Origin of the sequence: Luteolibacter arcticus (assembly GCF_025950235.1) — a bacterium.
In the GTDB taxonomy this organism is placed as follows: domain Bacteria; phylum Verrucomicrobiota; class Verrucomicrobiia; order Verrucomicrobiales; family Akkermansiaceae; genus Haloferula; species Haloferula arctica.
In genome coordinates, this window is sequence record NZ_JAPDDT010000013.1 from 85,796 (window position 1) to 108,523 (window position 22,728).

Here is a 22,728-nt window from a genome sequence, read left to right on the forward strand (position 1 = left end):
GAAGGAAGAATCGGAGGACAATCGGATGAGGAGCGACGTGCAGAACGGATGGCAGCCTTCAGGTCGGCAGCGCCATACCCAAGTGGCGGCGCAGGTCATCCTCGAGGCGATTCACCATCGTGAAGGTGGGCCGGGAGGCATTGCCGAAGTATCCCTCGGTCGGTAAGACCTCACCGGGGGAGGCCGTGATGTCGAGGACGCAGAGGTCCGACGGGCTAAGCAGCCATTCGATTTGCGATGAGGTGTCCGACTTCCAATGGCGGGCGAAATCCGCGGCGGCGTCGTGTTTCTCGCCAATGAGCACCCTTGAGTTGAGGACCACGTTCATCCGGGAATATCGTCCGAGGTGGCAAGGGTGCAACGAACGATCGGCGTGCTCCCTCGTGAATCTTTTGGAAGGAGGCAGGATACCCGCGGCAGGGAGGTTTGAATTCCCGGCCGCGGGCACCAGCTACCATGAATTACACGTTCTGCCTGGAAAGTGGAGGTGCCCGCAGCTCCCCCCCCGAGGACCACGGGCACCGACGCGTTTCCGCGATTGGCAAAACTAATGCAGCACCCCGGAGAAAACGCAAATCAGTGGCGGCTAGGGAATCTACGAGTGGACTCCGAGGCGCGGCTCAATCGTCGCGGGACTTCGCCGCCGATTCATGGCAGCTTCGCGAATGACCTCCGGGGATTTCCTTCGTCTGCTTCACCGGGCCGCCGCCTCCGGGGAGGAAACCGTGGATCAGGCTCGCCGCGATCTTTGGCGAGCCACCGGCCGCCGTCAGGCTCGCCACATCGTTGCCTACCAAGGCTGGGCGGACGCGAAGACAGTGCATGTAAGTGGCCGGGTCCTGGCCAACCGGCCCGCTGGCGGTCCACTCGACGATCACGGCTGGTGGGACAATCTGGTCAATACGTGGCGACGTTGGGAAAGCGATGAGGTCCCGGGGGCCTGCGTGGCCCTGCGCTTCCAGGATCAAGAGCAGACGGTCATCGCCGATGAGGAGGGATACTATGAAGCGGAGTTTTCCCTGCCCGAGTCGGATCACGAGGGACTGATGTGGTTCACCGCGACGGCGACAACTCCAGGCGGCGGAGAAGAAATCCTGGCCACCCACGATCTGATGGTGCCGCCGGCCGATGCCGCCTTCGGGATCATCAGCGATCTCGATGACACGGTCATCCATACCGGGATCACCAGTCTGCTGTTGGCGGCCAAGCTGACCTTCCTGGAGAATGCCAAGACCCGCAAACCGCTCGATGGCGTTGCCTCGCTCTATCAAGCGCTCCAACACGGCCATGCCGGGCGACTGGTCAATCCGCTGTTCTACATTTCCAGTTCGCCATGGAACCTGCACGACCTGCTGGTGGATTTCCTGCGTCTGAACGAGGTCCCGCCGGGGCCGCTGTTCTTGCGCGATGTGGGTCTTGATCGCACCAAGTTCATCAAGGAAGCGGGACACGGTCACAAGGAGGCGAAGGCCCTGCGCTTGCTGGATGCCTATCCGGACTTGCCCTTCGTGCTCATCGGCGATTCCGGCCAGGAGGATCCCGCCATCTATGCGGCTGTGGCCGAGCAGCGGCCGGGGCGGGTCCGTGCGATTTATATCCGCGATGTTGATCCAGAGGCCGACTCGCTTCTGGACACGGCGGTTCATCGCGCGGTCGACCGCGCTGCCGCGGTGAACGTGCCGATGGTGCTGGCCCGCGATAGCCTGATGATCGCCGAGCATGCCAGCCGCAGCGGCCTCATGCCGCTGGCTCCCGTGTCTGCCGTCGTCCAGGAAGTCGAAGCAGATCGCCAGCGTCCCGGGACGGGTGAGGAAGCGATGCAGCAGGCGCTACAGTCCTTGCTCGAGGATCCCGGCGGCGGTTGACCGCGGCATACGATACGATGCGCGGCACGTGGCGGTGAGGGAAGGGGAGTGCCTGCATCCTCACCACCACGCCTGCGGTGTGCTACGAAGGCGGCCCTGGTTACAGACCCGACTTCAGGGCTGCGAATTGACTCTGCATCTTTGCCAGCTCCTTCTCGGCTTTGATGATCTGGCTGTGCAGGGACTGGAGCTCGGCGAGCTTCTTGCCAATCGGGCCCGTGGCGACCACCGGCGTTTCGCCATTGGCCGTGATTCCGCTGCGGATCCACGAGGCGATCGTCAGCGGGGATAGCTTGAACTTCTTGGTGGCGGCGATCTGACCACCGCGGCCTTTTTCCGCATTCACCTTGTCCACGAAGGCCAGGATTTCGGCCTTTTCCTTGGTAGTGTAGCGACGACCTTTCGATGCGTTGACTTTTGATGTGCTCATGACGCTGCTCGCCTAACAAGCGGGGCAAACCCGTGCAAGCCGAAGGGACGACTTCTCACGTGATCGCGTAATTCGAAAGGTGCTGGAAATCGGACATCCTGCGTACGTTCTGAAAGGTTTCACTCCGCTGCACCTCCCGAGCAATGACCTCAACGACATCCGTTTTCGTGGTTTCCGCCATTGGCCCGGACAATCGCGCCCAGATCTTCGGCACCTGCATCTCCGAAGACGAAGCTGACCGCTTGATCGCCCGGCTCGCGGCGAAGCTCCTCCTCTACCGCCGCTGGCAATGGACGCCGTGGCAGTCGGGAGAGTGATCCCGCCCGCTGGCTGACCGGGGCACCTCCCGGATCTGCCCGCGAAAAATTCTCCGGGATTTTCTTAAACCGCCCTCGGGCAGGGCACATTCCGTAGTTGGTCATGAGCTACCGAGGGTGGGTCCTCCCACCAGACCTCGACGCGGCTGCCCCGGATCCTTCCCCCCGGGGCAGTCGCAGAGCGGCTCATTCTTGGCTTGAACGGCAGCGGGCTGGTGGAACGAAAGCCGGCTCAGATGTCTTGAATGGGGAAGAAGAGTCGGACTGAGTCTAGTCGCAAGAGCCCCGAGAAATTGTCAGATAACTTCGGGCACTTGCTTCCGCCCGCTGACGAGCGATCGCACCCGATCGACAGGGGTCTTTGCTGTCATTCGAAGAAGCGAGTTGATCGGACGTGCCATCGTTGCGGGACACGGCCCACCACCAGCAATGATCATCCATCGCTTCGGCGCGAAGCATCAGGCCCATCCAAATGGCCGTGCAGTCGTCGTCCAAATTACCCTGCCAAACAATGGGCTGGATCGCCGCACCCGAGTCTTTCCGCTCGGTCTCAAGACGCCGGAGTTCCTTGCGGACGAGAGCCAGGACGAAATCTTCATTCGTTTCTCCTGCCTTGAGGTTTTCGACGAGCCCAAGCTTCGCGGGAGCTAGCCTGATACATATTCGCCTCGCGTGCTCCAACTGCAGGTACGACTCATACTCGGCCTCCGTGCACTCGATCTCTCCAATGCGATGAGTGCTGGTGAACCATTCTCCCGCCGCAACCTGATGCTTCAAGTTTCCGGAGCAAAAGACTTCGTAATCAACGACCGCAACGTCGCACTCAAGCTCGGCCACGATCACTGGCCCATCGATCCTTCCTCCATCGGGTATCAGCCATCTCAAGACCTTCCACGACGAGATATGGGGAACTTGGAGGCCGGGAAGTCCTTGAATGTATAGAGGGATCCGGTGCACGGTTTGGATGCTAGCCGGTCATGCCGTTAACAGGCCATTCCCAAAGATATCGCCGTCTGGATCCGTAGGCCGAACTTCTTCATTTGCTCCCGCGAAGCTATGCCGCGATCGTAAGGCAATGCCTCGCCTCTACGATCACATCGACCTGCGCGTGCCTTCACTTCGAGATGCGGCGTCCTTTTATGAAGCTTTGCTTCCCGCGCTCGGCTTCACTCGCCTCGTGGACGTGGAAGACTGGCTGCAATACGAAAGCACAGGTGAACCGGCGGGTGCCTTTTTTGGTGTTACCGAATCACCGACCCACGTCGCCAACGAGAATCGCATCGCCTTCTGGGCGGAAAGCGATGGCGAGGTGGATCGCCTTGCCGAGGTCGCCTTGCGCGCCGGTGCCCGGAATGTCGAGGGCCCCATGCCCTACGAAGCCGGTTATTATGCGGTCTTCTTCGAGGATCCCTTCGGCAACCGTTTCGAGGTGTGCCACCGGGTAGTGGTTTAGTTCCCCTAGAAGGCTTCGCTTTACCGCCACTTCTGAGCCAGCTTCTCACGGAATTTCTCCGGGAACCGCTGGTCCACCAGAATCTCGTCGACCTGTTCCAGCCGGGTGCGGATGGCGGCTCGCAGCAAGCGATTGGCGTCATCTTCCCTGCCGCGATTAAAGGCTTCCGCAGCAAGAGATTGGAAAGCTGAGGCAGCCGCTGCACGGTCTGCCTCATTTCCGTCGAGCAACATCTTGGCCTCCTCCAAGGCTTCCCTCCAACGACCTAGTCCGGTCGCCGCGCGGACAAAGATTCGCCGCGCGGCGGAAACATTGCGCAAGTCGTCCGGCAGGCTTTCGACAACGGCAATGGCCTCGCGATACATGCCGAGTTCCAATAAGTCAGCGGCTCGCGAGATGCTTGCCTTGGAAGCGCCAATCAAGGTCGGATTCATCTAGGGTAAGAGGGGAGCACGGGGAACAATTAGCGGCCGGGCTGGATGCGGGTGATCTTGGTGCCCTTGAAGCTAAGCCCGGCCATCAAGCCTTTTTGGTTGAAGACATACGCATACACTCCCCGGTCCGCGGTGCGCGAGGTGATGGTACCGGCGATGCCGCGATCCACGACGACGAGGCCGGGGCTGCTGCCGACTTCCCAGCCGGCGGCGCGGTTGAGTTGAGACACTTCCGAAGAGCTCATCAGGAAGAGCACGTAGCCATACTTTTGTACGCCGGCTTGCAGGCCGTAAGAAGCGCCGGCAGTCTGGTAGTAACCTTTGGTCGCCCCATCACGACCGAAGAGAACGCCGTTGCCCGCTTCCGCTCCGACCATGAGACCACCCTTGGTGATGTGCGGGAAGACGAGGATGCCAGCAGCCGAGCGACCCAGCTTGCGCGCACCCGGATCGCGAGAATAGAGGTCTTCCAAAGCGGCGCGAGCGTCGCCCGAGATGTCCGCACGGCTCGCATTCGCGGCATTGGCGCGGGTCACGGGCTCATACGCGCATTGGGTAAGGAAGGCTGGTGCTGCCAAGGCAAGGGCCACGCGGCAGAAGAGTGGAATCGTAGTGTTCATATTCAGTTGAATCAGGTTGAGATCCCGGCGTCGCGCCCGTCATGAGATCGCCATCCAGACGTTTGGCGCGACGTCGGACTCAACTCTCTATCAGGCGACGTGCCACCGGAATCAGGACGAGGATTTACCCCCGAAGCCTCGAATGTAACGTGCTGTAGGAGAAAGGCTTTTGCGGCACGGGGTGATTGGCTGTGTCGCCGTGTGGACGCCGCTCCATGCAGTCAGCCTGTGCAAGCTGCATGGATTTCTCTCTAACAAGTGCAGATTGAGCAACACCCGTGCGGCGTGAGCCGGTGGCTGCCCGCTGCCTAACACCTTCTGTCAGTCGTCATTTTTCGCCAGCTCCAGGTCCAACGATGCCTTGCCGCTGCCATCCATCAGGAAGGGGACCGACTCATGAGCGTGGGCAATCTTCCAATGATCGCCGGATCGCTTGAAGCCGAGGGTGAGGCGGAACCATAGGTCGGTTCGCTCGCCATCCGTCCTAGTGCCGGTTAGGTGGTTGAGAGCATGGCACCATGCGACCTCGCCGCTGGCGGAGATGGCCAGCTCCTTGACCTCATAGCCGATCGGCCCGTCGAAGGTTGCGAACCACTCGGTTAGGTTCTCGCGCAACGGTTCATCCGCTTGCAAGGGCGGGGCCAGATAGAAGCCCACCGGATCGTCCGTGAAGAAATTCGCCACCGCCTCGACGTCTTTGGTCCGAATTCCTTCTGCCCATGAATCCACCAGGGCTGTGATCTCGCTCTCACGAACGGAGTCCGCCGTGTCGCTGCCGAAGTAAACCTCCACGTGTTGGATCTTGCCCTCGCGGACGGTGAAAGTTTCCAAGTTGCGGAAGGCGGATCCATCCTTCGTCAACGCCTCGTAGCGCACGAAGGCTTCTTCATCGTCGGCTAACAATTTCTCGATCCGGAACGTCTCCACCCGCTGGCTGAAGGGCCAGCAACGTTCGAAGTATCGCTCGCGGTCGATGCGGTCGTCCACCGGACTGCTGAAGGTGAAGTCGTCGGTCAGCAGGTTTTCCAAGGCCGCCCGGTCCTTCTTTTCATAAGCCGCCAGATAAGCGCAGATCAGCACGCGATAGAGGTCCATCTTGAATCCTCGCACCATTTCGTGAGATGTTCCAGCAACGCTTGGAAAAGGAATCAATGCATGTGGCCTATTAACCATTCCCCGGATCGGACGACGATGACCTCACAGGCGCTGTTGCGAGCCGGTGGAGTCGTCGTTGCGGTGCTCCTGTCGTTCGAGGCTTTGTACGTGTGGTCCCTCTTTTCCGAGGCCTACCACGATGGTCTGCCACTCAAGGGGACAAACGTCTTTTCAAAGACGATCCTTGCGGTTGCTCCACTCGGTTTGACGCCATTCATCGTGCCGGTGCTTGTTGGATGCCTCTACTGGCAAGTGACCCGACGAACGGCTCCTCCGGTGTCGTCACTGATCTTTGGCGGATCGACAGCGGCGCTGGGATGGGTGGCATGCGCAGGAGCTTCGGAGATCTATGTTTCGGTCGTGCTCATGAATGGAGGGCGCGAACCTACTATGACCATGTGGATCGCCAACCTCGCTTTGATCAGCGGCATGATCGTTTTGATAGGGGTTGCTTGGGTCAGAGGACGAGACGCCGGATCCGCGAAGTCGGACGGAAGGGAGGACGCGACAGAGCCATGAAGCCACGACGCCGGAAGCAGGTGCTCATCGGAGCATCGATCTATCTCTTCCTCTGGTCGATTACGGCTTTGGTGGGATTGCCGCAGGTGGATCAGGCTTTTGAGCGGGAGTTGGCGATGGGATCTTTCGAGTTTGCGGACACTGGGATCGCCGAGGTTCCGGTGAGGCGCATCGAATTTTTCAACATCTCCAATCCCGAGGATCTTGAAGGTCGCGTGTCCGACCAACCTTGGAAGTGCAGGTCCGCGGGGCTGGCGGTCGCCCCGTTTGTCATCGTGGATCAAGCGGCCTGGCAGCAATACCCGCTATCCGGGTTTGGGGGACGCCGCTTGGTGCTATGGACCTTTGGCTACGTCCGCTGGAGGCCGCTGAAGAAATACTGGGTGTCCTAGCGCGCTACTGAGACTGCAGTCGTCGATGATCCTTTATGGGAGATCATCGACGAATGCACTGGGACGACTTCACTTCACCCGGGCCACCAGCACCCGGCGGTCGAGGGCCCATTCGGCTTCGTTGCCATTGGGGTAGTTCGGATACTTTTCGCCAAAGCCGTGGGCGCCGATCGCGGAGACGGGCACGCCGTAGCGTTTGGTCAGCTCGTCGTACACCCGGCGGGCGCGGTCGGCCGAGAGCTTCAAATTGAAGTCTTCCGTGCCTTCGATGCTGGTATGCCCTTCGACATCAAAGCCGGCGTCGGGGCTGGTCGCGAGCACCTCGAGAATGGCCTTGGCGGTTTCCTCCAGCGCGACACGCGACTCAGAGTCGAGAAGCTCGGCCGTTTCCTTCACGAACAACACCGGGATGGTGACATAAGGAAGCTCACGGCCTTCGACAATGACGACATTGCGCTCCACATTGTAGACCCTTGGTGGCAGGCCGGGTTCCTCGACAATGGTGCGGGTCTCGGTGGTCTCAACCTTGGCTCCGGGCGGAATCACCACGGCCGGTTCCTCGCGGACCTCGATGATCTTGGGCGCAATAGCCAGTTGACGGCGGACGAGGGCGGGATCAAGCGGGATCGCCCTGGGCACGACGCGCTCGATGACGACTGGTGGTGTGGCCGGGACGACGACTTCTTCCCGGACCACCACCGGTGGAGCGGGCTCTTGGGCAACAGCGTGGGCGACGAGAGCGAGTGCGATGCAGTGACGTGGTTTCATGAGTCTGGAATTTGAGATTGTCTGCGGAGAGGGCTTCTTCGCAGTAGGCGTGCCCATGTCTTGGACCTAACCTTCGCGAGGGCGTGCGTAGCCTCCAGCAGGGGAGCGGGCTGTCCCCAAGGCGCAGCGCGGGCAATCTGCAAAGGCAGGAGACACGACTTTGCACGATGGGGGACTCGAAAAACTCACGACGGATCTCCAGGCGGGGACAACGTCTCGTTGCCCAAATCACCAAGTCAAGTCAGGCCGGCTCCTTTGAACACGCAGTGGCTGGCCGCTACAATCCCTGCATCAAGAACCGGGCAAAAGCCCCCGCTGCGGCCAGTCAAGGAGCAACCCGAGGGGATCGAGCGAATCATCAGGGGAGGAGCCCTGAAGGTACGCCGGTTCAAAACAACCCGAGCAACTTGAGGACGATGACGATGACGACCACCACGCCGATAATGTAGAAGATGCTATTCATTGAAGCGCCTTCTCGCAGGTGGTGTGCCAACGGGATCAGGGGGAATCGTCAGGCCGATCCGGGCAGCCGTTCCCACGTGGGAATTCCCCTCGGTCGCCCTGGAGCCGGCTACCAGACTCGAACTGGTGACCTGATGATTACAAATCAACTGCTCTACCAACTGAGCTAAGCCGGCGGCACCGAGGGCGTCGGCCGGAGGCGCGAGGAGCGCGCCGGCCGGGGGCGGTGTAGCGTGCATTTGAGGCGTGGGCAAAGCTGAAATTTCGGTGCGGTGAAAAGTCGTGGAGGCTCCCCCTTTTCGGGGGGCTGGGAAGTTCGTGGCAGACGCTGGCAGTCTGGGATGTCAGAGTTGGCAAACCCGTTTTGATCTGCCGGACTTCGTGCTGGCGATCCTCCGCGTTTCGAATCCATTTTTGACCCTCCATGCTGCGTTCCCTTGCCTGTGTTGTCGCGATGTCGTGCTCCTGCCTTCCGGCGCAAGAGCGGAGCCCGGTGGTGGCGTCGAAGGAGGCGCCGGTGAAGGCGGAGAAGCAGGCGGACGGCCGCTGGTTCATTGACTTCGGCAAGGCGACTTTCGGAACCGTGGAGATCACCTCGCCGGACGCGAAGGCGGGTAGCAAGATGACGGTGCATCTGGGAGAGGCGTTGGCGGGTCCCACCGCGGTGAACCGCAAGCCATCCGGCACGGTCCGCTATCAGGGCGGCGAGGTGACACTGAAAGCGCGGACACCGGTGAGTCCGGAGCTTTCCTGGAAGCCGCCGGGCTGGATGAAGGAGGGCTGGCTGTCCCTGCCGAAAGGCTGCCCGGAGATGATGCCTTTCCGCTACGTGGAGATCGAGGGCGCGCCGCCGTCATTCTCCGCCGACCAGATCCGCAGGGTCTCGTGGACGGTGCCCTTCGATGACAGCGCTTCGGCGTTCCAGTCTTCCAGCCCGGATCTCGATGCCGTGTGGGACCTGTGCAAGCACAGCATCAAGGCGACCACCTTCATGGGCCTGTACGTCGATGGTGACCGCGAACGGAAACCCTATGAGGCGGACGTGCTGATCAACCAGCTCGGCCACTACTGCGTGGATGCCCGCTACGACACCGCGCGGCTGACCCATGAGTATTTGTTAGAGAAGCCGACCTGGCCGACCGAATGGCGGCTGCAGTCGGTGATCCTGGCGTGGCACGATTTCCTGTGGTCGGGCGACGACCGCTCGTTGCGAAAGCACTACGCCACGCTGAAGGGCCGCGCGATGATCGAGCGCCGAACCCCCGATGGATTCTTCGAAGGCTGGAACCAAGGGAACATCACCGACATCGTCGATTGGCCGGCTGGCGAGCGCGATGGCTATGACATGAAGCCGGCGGTGAAGACCGTGGTCACCGCCTTTCACTACCGGGCTTTGGTGCTGTTGGAGAAGATGGCGACCCATCTGGGCAAGACCGGGGATGCCACGGAATTCGCCGCGATGGCCGAGGCGACCCGCAAGGCGGTGAACGAGAAGCTATGGGATGAAAGCCGCGGCTGCTATGTCGATGGACTGGACCCGAAGTCCGGCAACCGTAGTAGCCACGCCTCCGCCCATGCGAATTTCTTCCCACTGGCGCTGGGTCTGGTGCCGGACGATCGCGTCGCCCGTGTGGCGGCCTTTATCAAGCCAAAGGGGATGGCGTGCAGCGTCTATGGCTCGCAGTTCCTGCTGGAGGCACTCTACGAAGCCGGGGAAGGGGAGCATGCGCTGTCCCTGCTTTCCTCGGGTGACCTGCGCTCATGGCGGAACATGAGCGAGAAGGTTGGCTCGACCATCACGCTCGAAGCGTGGGACCCGTCGCTGAAGCCGAATCTTGACTGGAATCACGCGTGGGGGGCCGCTCCGGCGAATCTGATCCCGCGCGGGCTGATGGGCATCGAGCCGCTGGAGGCCGGCTTCAAGCGATTCCGGGTGCGACCGCAGACCGGTGCTCTGGAGCAGGCGAAGCTGAAGCTGCCAACACCGAAGGGACCGGTGGTGCTGGAACTGAAGGGCAAGGATGCGTCGTCGTGGTCGGCCAAGCTGATCGTGCCGGCCGGCACGGAGGCGGAGTTTCATCTTCCCCATCCGGGAGAGGCGACGGTGTCCTCCGCCGGCAAGTCCGCGACACCGCGCATCCTGCGTGAGGAAAAGGGGCGAAAGGTCCTGGGGCTCGGGCCCGGGAACTGGGTGGTCTCGTTGAAATAGCGAGGCTTCGCGCTCATCCCCATAACGTGGGAGAGAGGGATTCGGATTGAGACGGCAGCGTTCTCCGGGGCTTATCTGGTTTTTCCCAAGCCGGCACCTCGCAAGAGAGCGGCCTTTTTGATAGACCGATCCTGTGATGCTCCGCCCACTGCTTGTTCCCTGCCTGGCGGTTCCCGCCTTGGCGGCGGATCTTGCGTCGAATGTGCCGGACGGGCACACCCTGCACCTGTGGCACTTGGATGAGCTGGAGGCACCCTTTGCCGATCTCGGAGTGCCACCGCAGAATCTTGAGGGCTTGCTCAACGGAGCTTCCGCCGGCCAACCGTCACTACCGGGGCTGGGCTCGGCCATCTCTTTCAATGCCAACGCCGGCGGGGCACCGAGCACGTCGGATTTGCGCGGCGCGATCTTGCTCGCCCTGCCCAAGACCGTCAGCGGTCCACAGGACAATGTGCCCGGCGGCTTCCGCTACTTCGGAGCGGGCGGTGCTTTTACCTACGAGGTGGTGTTGAAGTTCGACATCCTGCCCAAGGACGCCGGCGTGGCTGCCTGCGGGCTGATGTCGATGGATGGGGACGGCCAAGACCGCGTCTTCAATTTCCGTATCGAGAAGGAAGGCTTCCTTTCATTCATCCCGCTTCCCGATGGCGGGGCCGGCGGTCTCGCACTGGCGACCATTCCCACCAACGGCCCGCACGCGATCGACACCACCCACTGGTTCCACGCCGCGGTATCCTACGATGGCAACGAGGGCGTGGCCAATAACCTGAAGCTCTACTGGACCAAGCTGGGGCCCGGCCTAACGGAAGCCAACCGGATCGGCAGCGGCATCTTGTCGTCCGACTTTTCAGGGGCGAGCGGTGACTTCGCGATCGGCAATGAGGCCCGCACCTTTGCCGCCAATGCCGAGGCCGAGCCGTTTCCCGGCTTGATCGATGAAGTCCGCATCAGCGGCGTGGCCCGGCATCCCAGCGACTTCTTTTTCGTGCCCCCGGCTCGCCGCGCCAGTCCGGAGCAAGTGGCTGCGCGCCGAAGCAATGGGGCAGGGAGCCCGGACTTCCGGCTTCGTTTGGAGAACGTCCTCGTCAATGCTTCGTCCGCGGTGCTTCCCAGCGCTCCCTCCGGCGTCTTGAGGCTGGGTTCCGGGTTGCACCGGCTCGACTTCGATTTTGGCTTTGAGCCGGACAATCCCGGCGGATCGATCAAGCTGCGTTGTCAGCTCGAAGGGATCGACGATCGCTGGCAGGAGACCGAGCGGGGCATGAGTCTGGTGTGCCAGGCGCTCGATCGCGAAAACCGCGTGATCTCGCAGAGCCGCTTTCCCTTCATCGGCACCAGCAATGGCTGGGAAACCGCACTTGAGGATTCCTCGATGACCCGCCGGGTGGAGCCGGTTTACGTGCCGGCGGAAACCGCGGCGCTACGGCTTTCCCTGAGCTCAGGGTCGCCGGATACCACGGGCTTCGTGACGGTGGATCACCTCGCGATCACCGTTCCAGGCAAGTCCGAGACATCGATGTGGAAAGACGGCAGCATCGCGCTCAGCGAGACGACCGCTCGGGCCGCCGGTGCTCCGGAAGGGTGGCGGCGCGACGGCAGCGACCCGGCCATCGCCCGCGTTGTCTTTCGTGGGGGAGGGGGATTTCTCGCCTTGGTCGATGGCGACCAGCAGCATCACGGCGAGTGGTCGTCGGTGCAGTCGATCGCGCCCGGCCACGGCGGCGTCTTCGTCCTGTCGTGGGAAGAAGCGTATAACGTGAGCAGTGGCAGCCTCCATCGGGCAACCTACGTGAATGTCCCGCCGGGGAACTACACCTTTCGCGCCGTGGGCCTGGCTGGGGAGAGTGATCCGCTCGGCGATGGCATTTCGCTGCCGATCGTGATCGAACCGCCATTCTGGCAGCGTCCGTGGTTCGGGCCGATGCTCGCTGCCGGCTCCGTGGCTTTGGTCGCCGCTGGCATCGTCGTGCGCCTGCGTCGCCGGGCGAAAAGGCGTCTCGAAATCTTGCGCTTCCAGAATGCCCTCGAACTGGATCGCACCCGCATCGCCCGCGACCTGCACGATGACCTGGGTACGAGAGTCACCGTACTAAACGTGACCGCAGCGCTGGCAAAGCGCGATCTCGACAGCGATCCTGGAAAGGCTCACCGCCATCTCGACAAGATGACGGATGCCGCCCGGGAGCTGGTGGTCGCCATGGATGATCTCGTGTGGGCCGTCGATCCGGCGCACGACACGCTCGACCACCTCGCATCCCACCTCACGCGGCTGGCGGAGGAAATGTTCCGTGATTCCCAGGTGCGGTGCCGGCTCGACATCCCCGCGGTGCTGCCAGCCCGGCCGCTGGGTGCGGAGTTCCGCCACCACCTCTCGCTCGCGGTGAAGGAATCCCTCCACAATGTCCTGCAGCATGCCGGGCCGTGCGAGGTCTTCCTTTCGCTCGAGTTCGACGGCGAAAAGATCACGGTCACCATCCGCGACACCGGCCGCGGCTTCGATCCCAAGGCCCACGGCAATGGCCACGGCCTCTCCAACGCTCCGGCTCGCATCCGCGAAATCGGTGGCAGCTACGCGATTGACTCGTCTCCCGGTCGCGGAACCTGTATCGTGATCATCTGCCGGCTTCCCCAAACCCCGACCTGAACCCATGGCCAACGACATCCACACCGTCGCTCTCGTGGAGGACGACGAACTGCTGCGCGAAACCCTCGCCGAGATCATCGCCGCCTCCACGAAGTGGACCCTGACCAGCACCTATCCGGACGCCGAAGCCGCGCTCCAGGGAATGAAGACCGCTTGCCCGGAAGTCGTGCTGATGGACATCCAGCTGCCGGGAATGTCCGGCATCGAGTGCGTGGCCAAGCTCAAGGAACTCCATCCCGAGGCCCAGGTGCTGATGGTCACCGTTTACGACAACAACGACCGCATCTTCAACGCGCTCGCCGCCGGAGCCTCCGGCTATCTGCTCAAGCGCGACGCACCGGCGAAGCTGTTGGAGTCGCTGGATGAATTGCTGACCGGCGGCTCGCCGATGTCCGGAGCGATTGCCCGCAAGGTGGTGCAGCACTTCCAAGCCACGCCGCCATCGAAGAATGAGGACCACAACCTGACTCCACGGGAGAAGCAGATCCTGGAACTGCTCGTGAAGGGCGGGCTCTACAAGGAGATCGCCTGGGACCTGGGAATCGGCGTGGAAACGGTGCGCACCCACCTCCACAACATCTACGCCAAGCTCCACGTCCGCACCCGCACCGAGGCGGTGGTGAAGTATCTCGGCAAAGGGACTTGATCACTCCGGGATGATGCGGAGCTGCAGCTCGATGAGGTCATTCACCAAGTGCCCGCCCAAGTGGTGGAACCACTTGCCGGAGCCGTAGAGGACATTCCAGAGCGTGCGGTCGAAGGCGAGCGTAGCCTGAGCTGCGGGCTTGCCCTCAGGGGTGATCCCCGCACTCGCGAGGAAGTCGAGCGGGGCGGTGACGTCCTTCAAGGTGAGCGTTCCCGAGACGTGCAGATTGGGCGCTCCAGGCGTGGCATCTTCGACGGGCTCGGCATGCGTGATTTCGAAGCGCGCTTCAGGATAGAGCTCGGTATCGAAGAAATCGTGGTCGCAGAGGTGGTGGATGAGCACGTCGTGCAGGGCATCCCCCGCGAGGTCGTCACAATTGATGTTCGTCATGTCGATGACGAAGCTGCCACCGGTGAGGCGGCCATGGGCAATGATGAGCTCTCCCGACTTCAATGCGATGCGCCCTCTGTGATGGTTGAGAAGATTACGGCCAATCCATTGGATGCGGCTCTCTCCGAGGTCGATGCGATAGCGCCCGTCATACAGTGCGGGCTTGGGAGCCGCAGGGCTTTCCTCCACCGGCATCCCGGCTTCACGCCATGCCTTGATCCCGCCATCCAGTTCATGGACCGCAGTGTAGCCGAGCCGGAGGAGTTTCTCCGCGGCCATGTGACTTTCGATGCTGGTCTCATCCGCACCGTAGAGACAGACCGGGGCGGTCAGATCCGGTGCCACGGCAGGCATGCGGTCCGTGAACGCGACTTCGAAGACGCAGTTGTTTGCGGCACCGGGAATGCGGCAGCACTTGTAGTCTTCGTCCAATCGCACGTCGATCAGCATAGGAGGGCGGATTCCCTTGAGGAGTTCCACGAGAGTGGCCGGAGTGAGCAGGGGAGTCGTCATTACCCATACGAGTTACAATACCCGGGCTGGAAAGCAACGGGCCGTGATCGGAACGGCAAAGCCGGCAGCCGCATGGATCGCGGATGCCGGCTCCCCAAGGCCCCAAGGAAATGGAATGAGCGGGATCAGGGGATGTCCACCGCGAGGCGGGCGAAGAACCGGTTGCCGCTGGCCAGCGCACGCGGAATCCTGACCGTGATACGGTCGATGCCGGGAGCGACGTTGCTTTCCGTCGAGACGATCACCGGAGTTTCCTCCGGTGCATTGTGGACCGCCGGAGTCCAGCCAGAGAGGGTGGATCCATACTGGACATACGGCGCGAATGAGACGGAGGCAACGCTACGACGGAAGGTGAAGATCAAGTGCGTGGCATCGGTGGTGAATGTGGGAAGCAAGGCGCTGGAGTCCGAACCGGCACCGGGAGCGGGAGTGCCGCCGATGACGAATTCGATGCCATTGGGAATGCCGTCACCGTCCGAGTCGGTATCCGGCGTGCCGGCAGTCACGCCGGTTGTCGCGGCCCATGTGTCGTAGGGGTTCGCGGTGGAGGTGAGCTTGATTTGACCGGGCGTGTCGTAGTCCACTTCATAGCCGGGAGTCACCGTGGCAAAGGTGCCGGTGAGTTCGCCGGTGTAGACCGCGATGACGTATTCGCTTTCGGGGAAGCCTCCGTCCAGCATGGATACCGCGAGCGAGGCACCGGTGAGATTGAGGTCGCCATCGACATCGAGTACGTCGTTTTCGGTTCCATCGATCTCACAGGCATAGGTGCCGGTGAGAGAGGTATCCGCGAGGAGCAGCGTGCCTGCAGAAAGACCGGGAGCGACGGTGCCTGCGACGGTGAGTGGAGCGCCGAGATTCCCGGTGCCTCTCAGTGTGCCGGCTGCACTTACAGTGACGGGGCTGTTAGGCAGGTCGCCAATGATGGAGAGCGTCCCGCCGTTGACGGTCGTACTTCCCGAGTAGGTGTTGTTCCCCGCGAAGGTCTGGCGGAAGGGGCCGTCGGTCACCACGGCGACCTTGTGGGTAATGCCGTCCTGGATGACGCCGAAGTAGCTGCGGTCGGCGATGGTGTTGTGAATCGTGAGCAAGCTGTCAGCGATGCCATCGTTGGTGATCACGCCGCTGGGCGAATTTGATTCCGAGCGGAGGCCATTGATGGCAGGGGAAAGGCCATTCAGGTCGAGGATACTGGTGCCCACGTTGATGGTGCCGACCGTGAGGATGGCTTGTTCTGGAAGCGCGTCCACGGTGCCGAGGCGAATGGTGCGGCCGTAGATGTGGGTGTCGCCGTAGCCGCTGGCGGTGCCATGGATTTCCACAAGGCCGGGATTCGTCGTGCCACCGCGCAGGATCAGGGCTTGGGTGGAGGTGCCGCTGATGTCGCCATTGATGACCAAGGTGGCCCCGTCCTGCACGCCGATGCGGGTGAAGGCCTCGGAGAGCGTGATGTTTCCATTGAGCGTGCTGGTGCCGCTGGCTCCTTGGAGTGCGCCCCGTTGCACGGCGAGGAATTCGGTCCCGGCATGGGTGATCGTCATGCCGGTGCCACCAAGGGTGAGGTCGCGATTCAGGGTGAGTCCGGCGAGGGCGAGCGATCCTGTCGCGGAGGCGGCGATCGGTGAGGATGCCGGAAGAAACGAAGCATCGGTGATCTTCAATGCCCCGCCGGTGATCGTGGTCGCGCCGGTGTGGCTATTGGCGACGTCCATCCAGAGAATGCCATTGCCGCGCTTGGAGAAGGCGACGTTTCCAGAGAGTCCGGAGGGTAAGCTGGCTCCCGCGCCGGTGAAGGTGCTCTGCGATTGGTTGTCGGAGCGGCTGATCGCGAGGGTGGTGCCCTCGGCCAGCGTCAAGGCCCCGGCTCCGATGCTGCCGATGGTGCCATTGTCGCCAAGCTGGAGCGTTCCGGCCAGGACCTGGGTGGTGCCGAGGTAGGTGTTGTCAGTGGCGAGGACCAGCTCGCCTTCGCCCGCCTTGGTGAGGGCTCCGGCACCGCTCAGAGGGACGGCGATGCGCTGGTTCCTTTGTCCATTCGTATCGAAGGTCGCGCCACCGGCGAGCAGCTTTACGGTCATGCCGCCGTTGTCGTCGCGGAGCCACTTCTCGTCGTGGTTGGTGTCATTCGCAACGATGGTGCCGCCGTCGATGTTCAGCGTGGAGTTCGCCGCCGTGAAGCGATCGAGAATGGCCCGCGCTTTGAGCGTGCCGCCGGTGTTGACGTTGACGGTGGCGGCCCCGGTGGTGCTGGCGAGGGTGCCGAAGGAAACGATATCCGCGGTGAGCGTTGAGCCGCTGTTGATGGTGAGCGTACCGGATGCAGTCGACATGCCGCGCGCCAGGACACCGACTTCTCCGTTGGCCTGGAGGTTTCCGCCGCTCAGGACAAGACTGGCCTGGCCATTGAAGGAGTTGCCATTGCCGGCTCCGATCAAGGAGCCGCTCGGGTTGGTGACGATCACCGTGCCACTCGAGATCGTGAGCGTGTAGGAGTTGGCGGCGTCGCTTCCGGCGCCGATCACCAGGCCGCGATCTTCCGCTGAAGGGGAGGGGGTGCCGGTGAAGGTGATGGTCGTGCCATGGTTGAAGTTGGCGGTACCGTTGACGTTGAGCCGGAGCAGATGGTTGCCGGTGGTAGGGGCTATTCCATTGGCGTTCCAGCTGGCGGCATTGTTCCAATCTCCGTCACTGCCGGTGAAGGTGTGGACGGCGGCGTGACCGGCAAGCGTGGTGAAGCCGGACAGGGCAAGGATAGGGACGAAACGATGGGGTTTCATGATGGGTTGGAAGGAGCGTTGAAAACCAAGCGGGGTCATTCTTGGTTGCGCACTGATTAAAAATAGTAACGTGAAAAAGCAATATGGATTTTTCCACGCTCCGCCTGCGAGGTGTTCAAGGCCGGTGTGGAGGAGCGCAAGATTCCCCGTGACAAAAGGATTTCCAGCCCGCCCCGAACCCCTTTCTAACAAATCACAAAGGGACTTCGCGGGTGTTTCCACGAGGGCACCCTCCAGCGAATATCGCGCAGCATTGCGCCGCGACCTCGTTGCGGTGGGTTATCTCCGGTTCGCCACGCGAAATTCCTTCGGCGTGATCCCGAGCCGCTGGCGGAAGAGATTCACCAGTGCGCTGGCGGTACGGAAGCCGGAGCGCTCCGCCACCTCCTGGAGTGACAGATCGGACGACGACAGCAATCGCATGGCGAGGTCGAAGTGTGCCCGCCAGATCTCGTCATGGAGGGTGCGGCCGATCAACGTATTGAAGCGACCTTCCAGCGAACGCCGCGAGATGGTGGTCGAGGCCACCACGTCGCGAACCTTGATGGTGGTGTCGGCGTGCTCGCGGATGAAACGCAGCGCGGCCACCACGTCGGCATCGTCGAAGGCGAAGACATCCGTGGAACGCCGCTCGATCACGTGGGCTGGAGGAATGCGCAGCGGTTCCTTCGGGCGTTTTCCTCCCTCCAGGATGCGGTCGAGCAAGGCCGCCGCCTCGTAGCCGCGCCGTTCGAAATCCACCTCCACGCTCGACAGGGTGGGGGAGCATAGTTCGCAGAGCTGCTTGTGATTGCCTGCACCGACGAGGGCGATCTCCTCTGGCACCTTGATGTCGGCCTTCCAGCACGCCTCGAGCACCATCGCGCCGACCCGGTCGAGCGAAGTGAAGATGGCCAGCGGTCGGGGTAAGTTCGCGAGCTTGCCGATGAGCTCGTCGTCGCCGTGGGCGGAAGTGATGTTGATCATGTTCACCTTCCAGCCGGCTTCCTCGATCCGCTTGCGAAAACCCTCGCCGCGGTCCTGCGAGTAACGGGTGCCGTCGCGACGGCGGACGAAGGCGAAGTTGGCAAAGCCGCGGTCGAGCAGGTGCTCGGCGGCCATTTTGCCGATCGCGTCGTCGTCGCTCAGCACGCTCATTACGTCCGATTCGTCCAGCAGGCCGGCGACGTTCACCACCGGGATCTTGCGGCTTGCCGCCGCGTCGTGGAAGCGCTGGTCGACCACGGTGCAGATGATCGCATCGCCTTCCCATGTCTCGACCAGTTCCGCGAGCTCGCGGCGCTCGCGGTCGAAGAAGGCGACCCGCCAGTTATGTTTCTGCTGCACGTACCGGCTGATTCCGTCGAGAATCTTGCTGCCATAGCCACTCAGGGGCTCGACCATCAGGCCGATGCGAAAGGGAGGGTTCACGCGCCCGAGCATTGCGCGAACTCACCTGTTGTAAATGCGTAAGGATAAAATCACCTGCGGTCTCATGAAATTGCACTGACGCACTACAGATTGTTAAATGACGAAAGAAAATTACACGAATGCGCAGGAAAGGTTTGCCTGCCCGGCAGCCCGTGGCATGGTCGCGGCCATGGAGTGCCGAATCCCAAGTTCGCTGGTCGCCGCCGCTTTTGCGGCGATCTCGCTCGCAAGCGCAGTCGCGCAGAGCCCGAACCTGGCCGTGGGTGCCGAGGCGACCTCCAGCAGCGTGCGCCCTTTGAATCCGGCCTCCTATGCGATCGACGGTGTGGTGGATGACCGTTCTCGCTGGCTCGCCTCCGAGACGGACAAGCAGCCCTCCATCGAGATCCGCTTCGCCCGGCCGGTGTCGATCGGCGCGATAGATGTCTATACGGGCTGGGAAGATCAACCGGGGCTTGCGGGCTTCGACGTGTCTTTTGAAACCGACGGGCGCTGGCAGCATCCCGAAACGGGAAAGGTCCGGGGCAATATCGATCCCGCGAAGCGTCTGCTGGTGTCTCTGAACCGGGTGACCGCGTTGAAGCTGGTGGTGCCGGAGAAGTCCCCCGCGCGGCTCCGCGAGATCGCCGTGTATGCAGACGCGAAGACCGCCATGGGCGTCGGCTTGACCGGGGAGCGTCTCGGCACCCGCGCCGTGGATCGTGGCGTGCATCAGATCGCGCTCAATGAAGTGGGGTTCGAGACCGCGAGGACGAAGCGTTTCACCGCGCCCCTGTCTCCGGATGGTTCGAGGTTCGTCGTGCGCGCTGCGGACGGCGGCGATCCGCTTTATCAAGCCGAGATCCGCGGAAACGTCGGTGATTTCTCCGTCTTCAAGCCCGCCGGTTCGGCCACCGAATACGTGATCGAAGTCAGGGGCGGCAGCCTGCGCTCCGGCACCAGTGATCGCTTCCTGATCCAGCCCGATCTCTATCAGGATCTCTTCTGGCAGCCGGCGGTCGATTTCCTCATCGATTCACGGAGCGTCGTTGGCACCCATCCGAGCGCCTACGGCGGTTGTCCGTGGCGTGATGGCACCAACTACGACGCCATCGTCCCGTCGCTGGTCTTGCTGCACCGTGCCGCTCCCGCCCGCATTGAAGCGATGCCGCGGCAGATGGATTGGGACGCCGACAAGCGCCGGGTGCTCGACGCGGCCTTCAAGTTCGACGCGAAGAACCCGTGCAGCGAGGGCGTCATGGATGCCGTCCGCAAGTACTTCACCGAACTGGAGCCGCCGAAGCCCGACGCGCCCGATGTGGTGAAGCTCATCCACTGGGGTGCCGGCTACTATCTCGTCAATCCGGCCACCAAGGACCCGAGCGGTGATCCGGATCCACGGCAGATCCACCCGCAAACGGTCGAGCAGGTCGCCTATGTGGTGTGGGCGTGGCCGCAGTTGGAGAAGTGGTTGCCGCGCACCTTCTACGAGAAGTGTCGTACCTTTTGCGTCGAGAACTGGAGTCGCTCGCTGGAGATTCCGAAATGGTGGAATCCCGAGACCTATCTGACTCCCGAGCAGCTCGTCGGCGACAATCCGCATGCGGGCCTGCTTCATCCTTACAAGGGCCGCCACGCGCCCGGGCACTCGATCGTGCCGAACCTGCTGATGCATGAGATCGCCAAGCGCGACAAGCTTCCCGAGCCCGACCGCTATCTGGATGCCGCGGTGAAGCAGGCTGAGTGGATCGTGAAGAAGCTCGACTGGAACGATCCCCGTACCACCAAGGGGCACCGAATGAGCGAGCACCGGACAATCCCGAATCTCGTCTGGCTCCTACAACGCTATCCTAACCACGCGCCGGCCGGCTTGAAGGAGAAGATCACCGCGTGGGCGGAGGTTGCTGCCAAGCGCTCGGACAATCTGTGGGACTTCCGCCGCTTCGATGACGGCAAGCATTGGACGATCCCCAAGCTCAACGACGTGGGCAACTGGCTCGGCACGCCCGCCATCGCGCTGTCCGCCTCATGGGTGATCGACGATCCGAGACTCAAGGCGCGGATGCAGGAACTCGCGGTCACTCATGCCGACGCCGTTTTCGGCCGCAACCCGCGCTTGGCGGCGGCTCCCCAGCTCCTCGATGGGTTCACGGGGATCGATCGCCCGTGGCCGAAGAAGTTCCCGAACAACCACTGCGCGCGCCTTGAACTCTGCCGCGGATCGATCTCCTCCGGGCCCGGCAGCGAGATGTATCCCTTCAATCCCGAGGGCTCCTATCGCCATGCCGAAGGCTGGGTGAACTATGGCGCGACGTGGTGCATCAGTCTCGCCTACCTTGAGTTCGATCGCACGAACTCCAAGCCATGACCATCCGGGGACTACGTTGGTGGATCGTTGTCCTAGTATTCCTGGCGGCGGTGCTGAACTACATCGACCGGCAAACGCTGTCGGCGCTGGCACCGACCATCCAGGCCGACCTCGGGATGGACGACCGCGACTACGCGAACATCGTCAACCTGTTCCTGGTCGCCTACACCGTGGCTTATCTTATCTCGGGCAAGCTGGTGGACCGGCTTGGAACCCGGTCCGGCACCGCGATCTTCGTGGTTTGGTGGTCACTGGCCAATATCGTCACCGCGTGGGCGCAAGGACTTCGCTCGATGGGGGCGTGTCGATTTCTGTTAGGACTGGGCGAGGCCGGCGTTTGGCCCGCGGCATCGAAGGCCGTGTCCGAGTGGTTCCCGGCCCGCGAGCGCGCGTTGGCGATCGGTCTCTACACGATGGGCGCGACCATCGGCGCCACGGTGGCGCCGTATCTCGTCATCCCACTGGCGACCTATGACTACGCCGGCAAGCTGCCCTTCATCGAAGGGCTCTTCGGTCACGGTGCCGGCTGGCGCGTCGCGTTCGTGATCACCGGCCTTGCGGGCATCCTATGGCTGATTCCTTGGTTCGCCCTGTATCGCCGGCCTCGTGAAAGCAAGCTGATCTCAGCCGGGGAACTCGCCCTGATCGAAGACGGCGAAGCGCCCACGGAGGCAGGGGAGAAGGGCTGGACCTGGAGACAAGTGCTCACGTTCCGTCCGGTGTGGCTGCTGTTGTTCGGCCGTCTGCTCACCGATCCAGTCTGGTATTTCTATCAGTTCTGGTTTGCCAAGTACCTCAACACCGGCCGCGGTCTTGACCAAGGCTCGCTGACGATCACCTGGGTCGTCTATGCGGCTGCGGGCGTGGGTTCCCTGGTGGGCGGTTGGGGATCGGGCGTCCTCGTGAAGAATGGCTGTGCTCCCGTGCAAGCCCGCCTGTGGATCATGCTCGGCTGCGCCTGCCTGATGCCGGTGTCGCCGTTCATCGCGAAGGCCGCCGGGCTGAGTGTTACGATGACCCTCACCGTCTGCGCCGTGTTTGCCGCGCTTGCCTGGTTGATCAACATCAGCGCCATCGTCGTCGATGTGGTGCCGAAGCACTCCATCGGCACGGTGTTCAGCGTCGTCGCCGCGGGCAGCACGCTCGGCGGCATCGCGATGAATATGATCGTCGCCGCCATGGTGTCCGGCCCGTCGTCAAAGCCGGCCGGCTTCCTCGACCAAGGCTTCAAAGCTCTCTTCGGACCGCTGATCGGTGCGGTGGAGGGCAAGGGCTACGAGCCGTGGTTCCTTGCCATGGCCTTCCTTCATCCGCTCGCGCTGCTGCTGCTGTGGGCCGGTGGCATCCATCGCCTGCGCCCGGCGAAAATCTGACTTT

The 22,728-nt window shown here is 62.4% G+C and carries 19 protein-coding genes and 1 tRNA gene; 9 read left to right on the forward strand and 11 right to left on the reverse strand.

Annotated elements, in window-relative coordinates:
- Positions 1-58: 58 nt before the first annotated feature.
- Positions 59-328, reverse strand: coding sequence for a hypothetical protein (locus OKA05_RS22170; RefSeq protein ID WP_264489387.1), 270 nt, complete (start codon positions 326-328; stop codon positions 59-61).
- Between the two features lie 322 nt (positions 329-650).
- Between OKA05_RS22170 and OKA05_RS22175 the strand changes: the two genes are divergently transcribed.
- Positions 651-1,865 (forward strand): App1 family protein phosphatidate phosphatase, encoded by a 1,215-nt coding sequence (locus OKA05_RS22175; RefSeq protein ID WP_264489388.1) that lies wholly within the window; start codon positions 651-653, stop codon positions 1,863-1,865.
- A 100-nt stretch (positions 1,866-1,965) separates the two neighbouring features.
- Here the strand turns inward: OKA05_RS22175 and OKA05_RS22180 are convergent, their stop codons facing one another.
- Positions 1,966-2,295 (reverse strand): hypothetical protein, encoded by a 330-nt coding sequence (locus OKA05_RS22180; RefSeq protein ID WP_264489389.1) that lies wholly within the window; start codon positions 2,293-2,295, stop codon positions 1,966-1,968.
- A 143-nt stretch (positions 2,296-2,438) separates the two neighbouring features.
- Between OKA05_RS22180 and OKA05_RS22185 the strand changes: the two genes are divergently transcribed.
- The gene (locus tag OKA05_RS22185) at positions 2,439-2,612 is read left to right on the forward strand and encodes a hypothetical protein (RefSeq protein WP_264489390.1); all 174 of its coding nucleotides are present in this window, start codon (positions 2,439-2,441) and stop codon (positions 2,610-2,612) included.
- A 270-nt stretch (positions 2,613-2,882) separates the two neighbouring features.
- On the opposite strand, the gene OKA05_RS22190 is transcribed toward OKA05_RS22185, so the two are convergent.
- Positions 2,883-3,449, reverse strand: coding sequence for a hypothetical protein (locus OKA05_RS22190; RefSeq protein ID WP_264489391.1), 567 nt, complete (start codon positions 3,447-3,449; stop codon positions 2,883-2,885).
- 238 nt (positions 3,450-3,687) lie between these two features.
- On the opposite strand from OKA05_RS22190, the gene OKA05_RS22195 reads away from it, so the two are divergent.
- Positions 3,688-4,065 carry a VOC family protein gene (locus OKA05_RS22195; protein ID WP_264489392.1) on the forward strand — a complete coding sequence of 126 codons (378 nt, stop codon included), beginning with the start codon at positions 3,688-3,690 and terminating at the stop codon, positions 4,063-4,065.
- A gap of 20 nt (positions 4,066-4,085) precedes the next feature.
- Here the strand turns inward: OKA05_RS22195 and OKA05_RS22200 are convergent, their stop codons facing one another.
- The 3 genes from OKA05_RS22200 to OKA05_RS22210 form a co-directional block, all read right to left on the reverse strand.
- The gene (locus tag OKA05_RS22200) at positions 4,086-4,499 is read right to left on the reverse strand and encodes a hypothetical protein (RefSeq protein WP_264489393.1); all 414 of its coding nucleotides are present in this window, start codon (positions 4,497-4,499) and stop codon (positions 4,086-4,088) included.
- A 29-nt stretch (positions 4,500-4,528) separates the two neighbouring features.
- Complete coding sequence (locus tag OKA05_RS22205) at positions 4,529-5,119, reverse strand: lipid-binding SYLF domain-containing protein (protein ID WP_264489394.1); 591 nt, start codon at positions 5,117-5,119, stop codon at positions 4,529-4,531.
- Positions 5,120-5,440: 321 nt separating this feature from the next.
- A complete protein-coding gene (locus OKA05_RS22210; protein ID WP_264489395.1) occupies positions 5,441-6,232 on the reverse strand; it encodes a nuclear transport factor 2 family protein in 792 nt (263 codons plus the stop codon).
- 557 nt (positions 6,233-6,789) lie between these two features.
- On the opposite strand from OKA05_RS22210, the gene OKA05_RS22215 reads away from it, so the two are divergent.
- The gene (locus tag OKA05_RS22215; RefSeq protein ID WP_264489396.1) at positions 6,790-7,185 is read left to right on the forward strand and encodes a hypothetical protein; all 396 of its coding nucleotides are present in this window, start codon (positions 6,790-6,792) and stop codon (positions 7,183-7,185) included.
- Positions 7,186-7,254: 69 nt separating this feature from the next.
- On the opposite strand, the gene OKA05_RS22220 is transcribed toward OKA05_RS22215, so the two are convergent.
- Both OKA05_RS22220 and OKA05_RS22225 read right to left on the reverse strand, forming a co-directional pair.
- A complete protein-coding gene (locus OKA05_RS22220) occupies positions 7,255-7,953 on the reverse strand; it encodes an OmpA family protein (protein WP_264489397.1) in 699 nt (232 codons plus the stop codon).
- 562 nt (positions 7,954-8,515) lie between these two features.
- Positions 8,516-8,591: transfer RNA gene (locus OKA05_RS22225), tRNA-Thr, on the reverse strand.
- Between the two features lie 248 nt (positions 8,592-8,839).
- On the opposite strand from OKA05_RS22225, the gene OKA05_RS22230 reads away from it, so the two are divergent.
- The 3 genes from OKA05_RS22230 to OKA05_RS22240 all read left to right on the forward strand — a co-directional run bounded on the left by OKA05_RS22230 (position 8,840) and on the right by OKA05_RS22240 (position 13,914).
- Positions 8,840-10,624: a family 78 glycoside hydrolase catalytic domain gene (locus OKA05_RS22230; RefSeq protein WP_264489398.1), complete on the forward strand. Its 1,785-nt coding sequence runs from the start codon at positions 8,840-8,842 to the stop codon at positions 10,622-10,624.
- A 136-nt stretch (positions 10,625-10,760) separates the two neighbouring features.
- Positions 10,761-13,268, forward strand: a complete 2,508-nt coding sequence (locus OKA05_RS22235) for a histidine kinase (protein ID WP_264489399.1) — start codon at positions 10,761-10,763, stop codon at positions 13,266-13,268.
- A 4-nt stretch (positions 13,269-13,272) separates the two neighbouring features.
- Entirely contained in the window at positions 13,273-13,914 is a 642-nt protein-coding gene (locus tag OKA05_RS22240; protein WP_264489400.1) for a response regulator, read from the forward strand.
- Here the strand turns inward: OKA05_RS22240 and OKA05_RS22245 are convergent, their stop codons facing one another.
- From OKA05_RS22245 to OKA05_RS22255, 3 genes are all read right to left on the reverse strand, one after another.
- On the reverse strand, positions 13,915-14,817 hold the full coding sequence (locus OKA05_RS22245) for a YceI family protein (protein WP_264489401.1): 903 nt from the start codon (positions 14,815-14,817) through the stop codon (positions 13,915-13,917).
- Positions 14,818-14,942: 125 nt separating this feature from the next.
- On the reverse strand, positions 14,943-17,594 hold the full coding sequence (locus OKA05_RS22250; protein ID WP_264489402.1) for a beta strand repeat-containing protein: 2,652 nt from the start codon (positions 17,592-17,594) through the stop codon (positions 14,943-14,945).
- A 279-nt stretch (positions 17,595-17,873) separates the two neighbouring features.
- Positions 17,874-19,004: an AraC family transcriptional regulator gene (locus OKA05_RS22255; protein WP_264489403.1), complete on the reverse strand. Its 1,131-nt coding sequence runs from the start codon at positions 19,002-19,004 to the stop codon at positions 17,874-17,876.
- A 97-nt stretch (positions 19,005-19,101) separates the two neighbouring features.
- Between OKA05_RS22255 and OKA05_RS22260 the strand changes: the two genes are divergently transcribed.
- Both OKA05_RS22260 and OKA05_RS22265 read left to right on the forward strand, forming a co-directional pair.
- Positions 19,102-21,351, forward strand: a complete 2,250-nt coding sequence (locus OKA05_RS22260; RefSeq protein WP_264489404.1) for a discoidin domain-containing protein — start codon at positions 19,102-19,104, stop codon at positions 21,349-21,351.
- A complete protein-coding gene (locus OKA05_RS22265; RefSeq protein WP_264489405.1) occupies positions 21,348-22,724 on the forward strand; it encodes an MFS transporter in 1,377 nt (458 codons plus the stop codon). The genes OKA05_RS22260 and OKA05_RS22265 overlap by 4 nt, the downstream gene beginning before the upstream one ends.
- Positions 22,725-22,728 lie beyond the last annotated feature (4 nt).

What these genes read in the sequence shown, in the direction of transcription:
- OKA05_RS22170 (WP_264489387.1), bottom strand. Translation starts at nt 328, where the DNA reads ATGAACGTGGTCCTCAACTCAAGGGTGCTCATTGGCGAGAAACACGAC.
- OKA05_RS22175 (WP_264489388.1), top strand. Translation starts at nt 651, where the DNA reads ATGGCAGCTTCGCGAATGACCTCCGGGGATTTCCTTCGTCTGCTTCAC.
- OKA05_RS22180 (WP_264489389.1), bottom strand. Translation starts at nt 2,295, where the DNA reads ATGAGCACATCAAAAGTCAACGCATCGAAAGGTCGTCGCTACACTACC.
- OKA05_RS22185 (WP_264489390.1), top strand. Translation starts at nt 2,439, where the DNA reads ATGACCTCAACGACATCCGTTTTCGTGGTTTCCGCCATTGGCCCGGAC.
- OKA05_RS22195 (WP_264489392.1), top strand. Translation starts at nt 3,688, where the DNA reads ATGCCTCGCCTCTACGATCACATCGACCTGCGCGTGCCTTCACTTCGA.
- OKA05_RS22200 (WP_264489393.1), bottom strand. Translation starts at nt 4,499, where the DNA reads ATGAATCCGACCTTGATTGGCGCTTCCAAGGCAAGCATCTCGCGAGCC.
- OKA05_RS22205 (WP_264489394.1), bottom strand. Translation starts at nt 5,119, where the DNA reads ATGAACACTACGATTCCACTCTTCTGCCGCGTGGCCCTTGCCTTGGCA.
- OKA05_RS22210 (WP_264489395.1), bottom strand. Translation starts at nt 6,232, where the DNA reads ATGGTGCGAGGATTCAAGATGGACCTCTATCGCGTGCTGATCTGCGCT.
- OKA05_RS22215 (WP_264489396.1), top strand. Translation starts at nt 6,790, where the DNA reads ATGAAGCCACGACGCCGGAAGCAGGTGCTCATCGGAGCATCGATCTAT.
- OKA05_RS22220 (WP_264489397.1), bottom strand. Translation starts at nt 7,953, where the DNA reads ATGAAACCACGTCACTGCATCGCACTCGCTCTCGTCGCCCACGCTGTT.
- OKA05_RS22230 (WP_264489398.1), top strand. Translation starts at nt 8,840, where the DNA reads ATGCTGCGTTCCCTTGCCTGTGTTGTCGCGATGTCGTGCTCCTGCCTT.
- OKA05_RS22235 (WP_264489399.1), top strand. Translation starts at nt 10,761, where the DNA reads ATGCTCCGCCCACTGCTTGTTCCCTGCCTGGCGGTTCCCGCCTTGGCG.
- OKA05_RS22240 (WP_264489400.1), top strand. Translation starts at nt 13,273, where the DNA reads ATGGCCAACGACATCCACACCGTCGCTCTCGTGGAGGACGACGAACTG.
- OKA05_RS22245 (WP_264489401.1), bottom strand. Translation starts at nt 14,817, where the DNA reads ATGACGACTCCCCTGCTCACTCCGGCCACTCTCGTGGAACTCCTCAAG.
- OKA05_RS22250 (WP_264489402.1), bottom strand. Translation starts at nt 17,594, where the DNA reads ATGAAACCCCATCGTTTCGTCCCTATCCTTGCCCTGTCCGGCTTCACC.
- OKA05_RS22260 (WP_264489404.1), top strand. Translation starts at nt 19,102, where the DNA reads ATGACGAAAGAAAATTACACGAATGCGCAGGAAAGGTTTGCCTGCCCG.
- OKA05_RS22265 (WP_264489405.1), top strand. Translation starts at nt 21,348, where the DNA reads ATGACCATCCGGGGACTACGTTGGTGGATCGTTGTCCTAGTATTCCTG.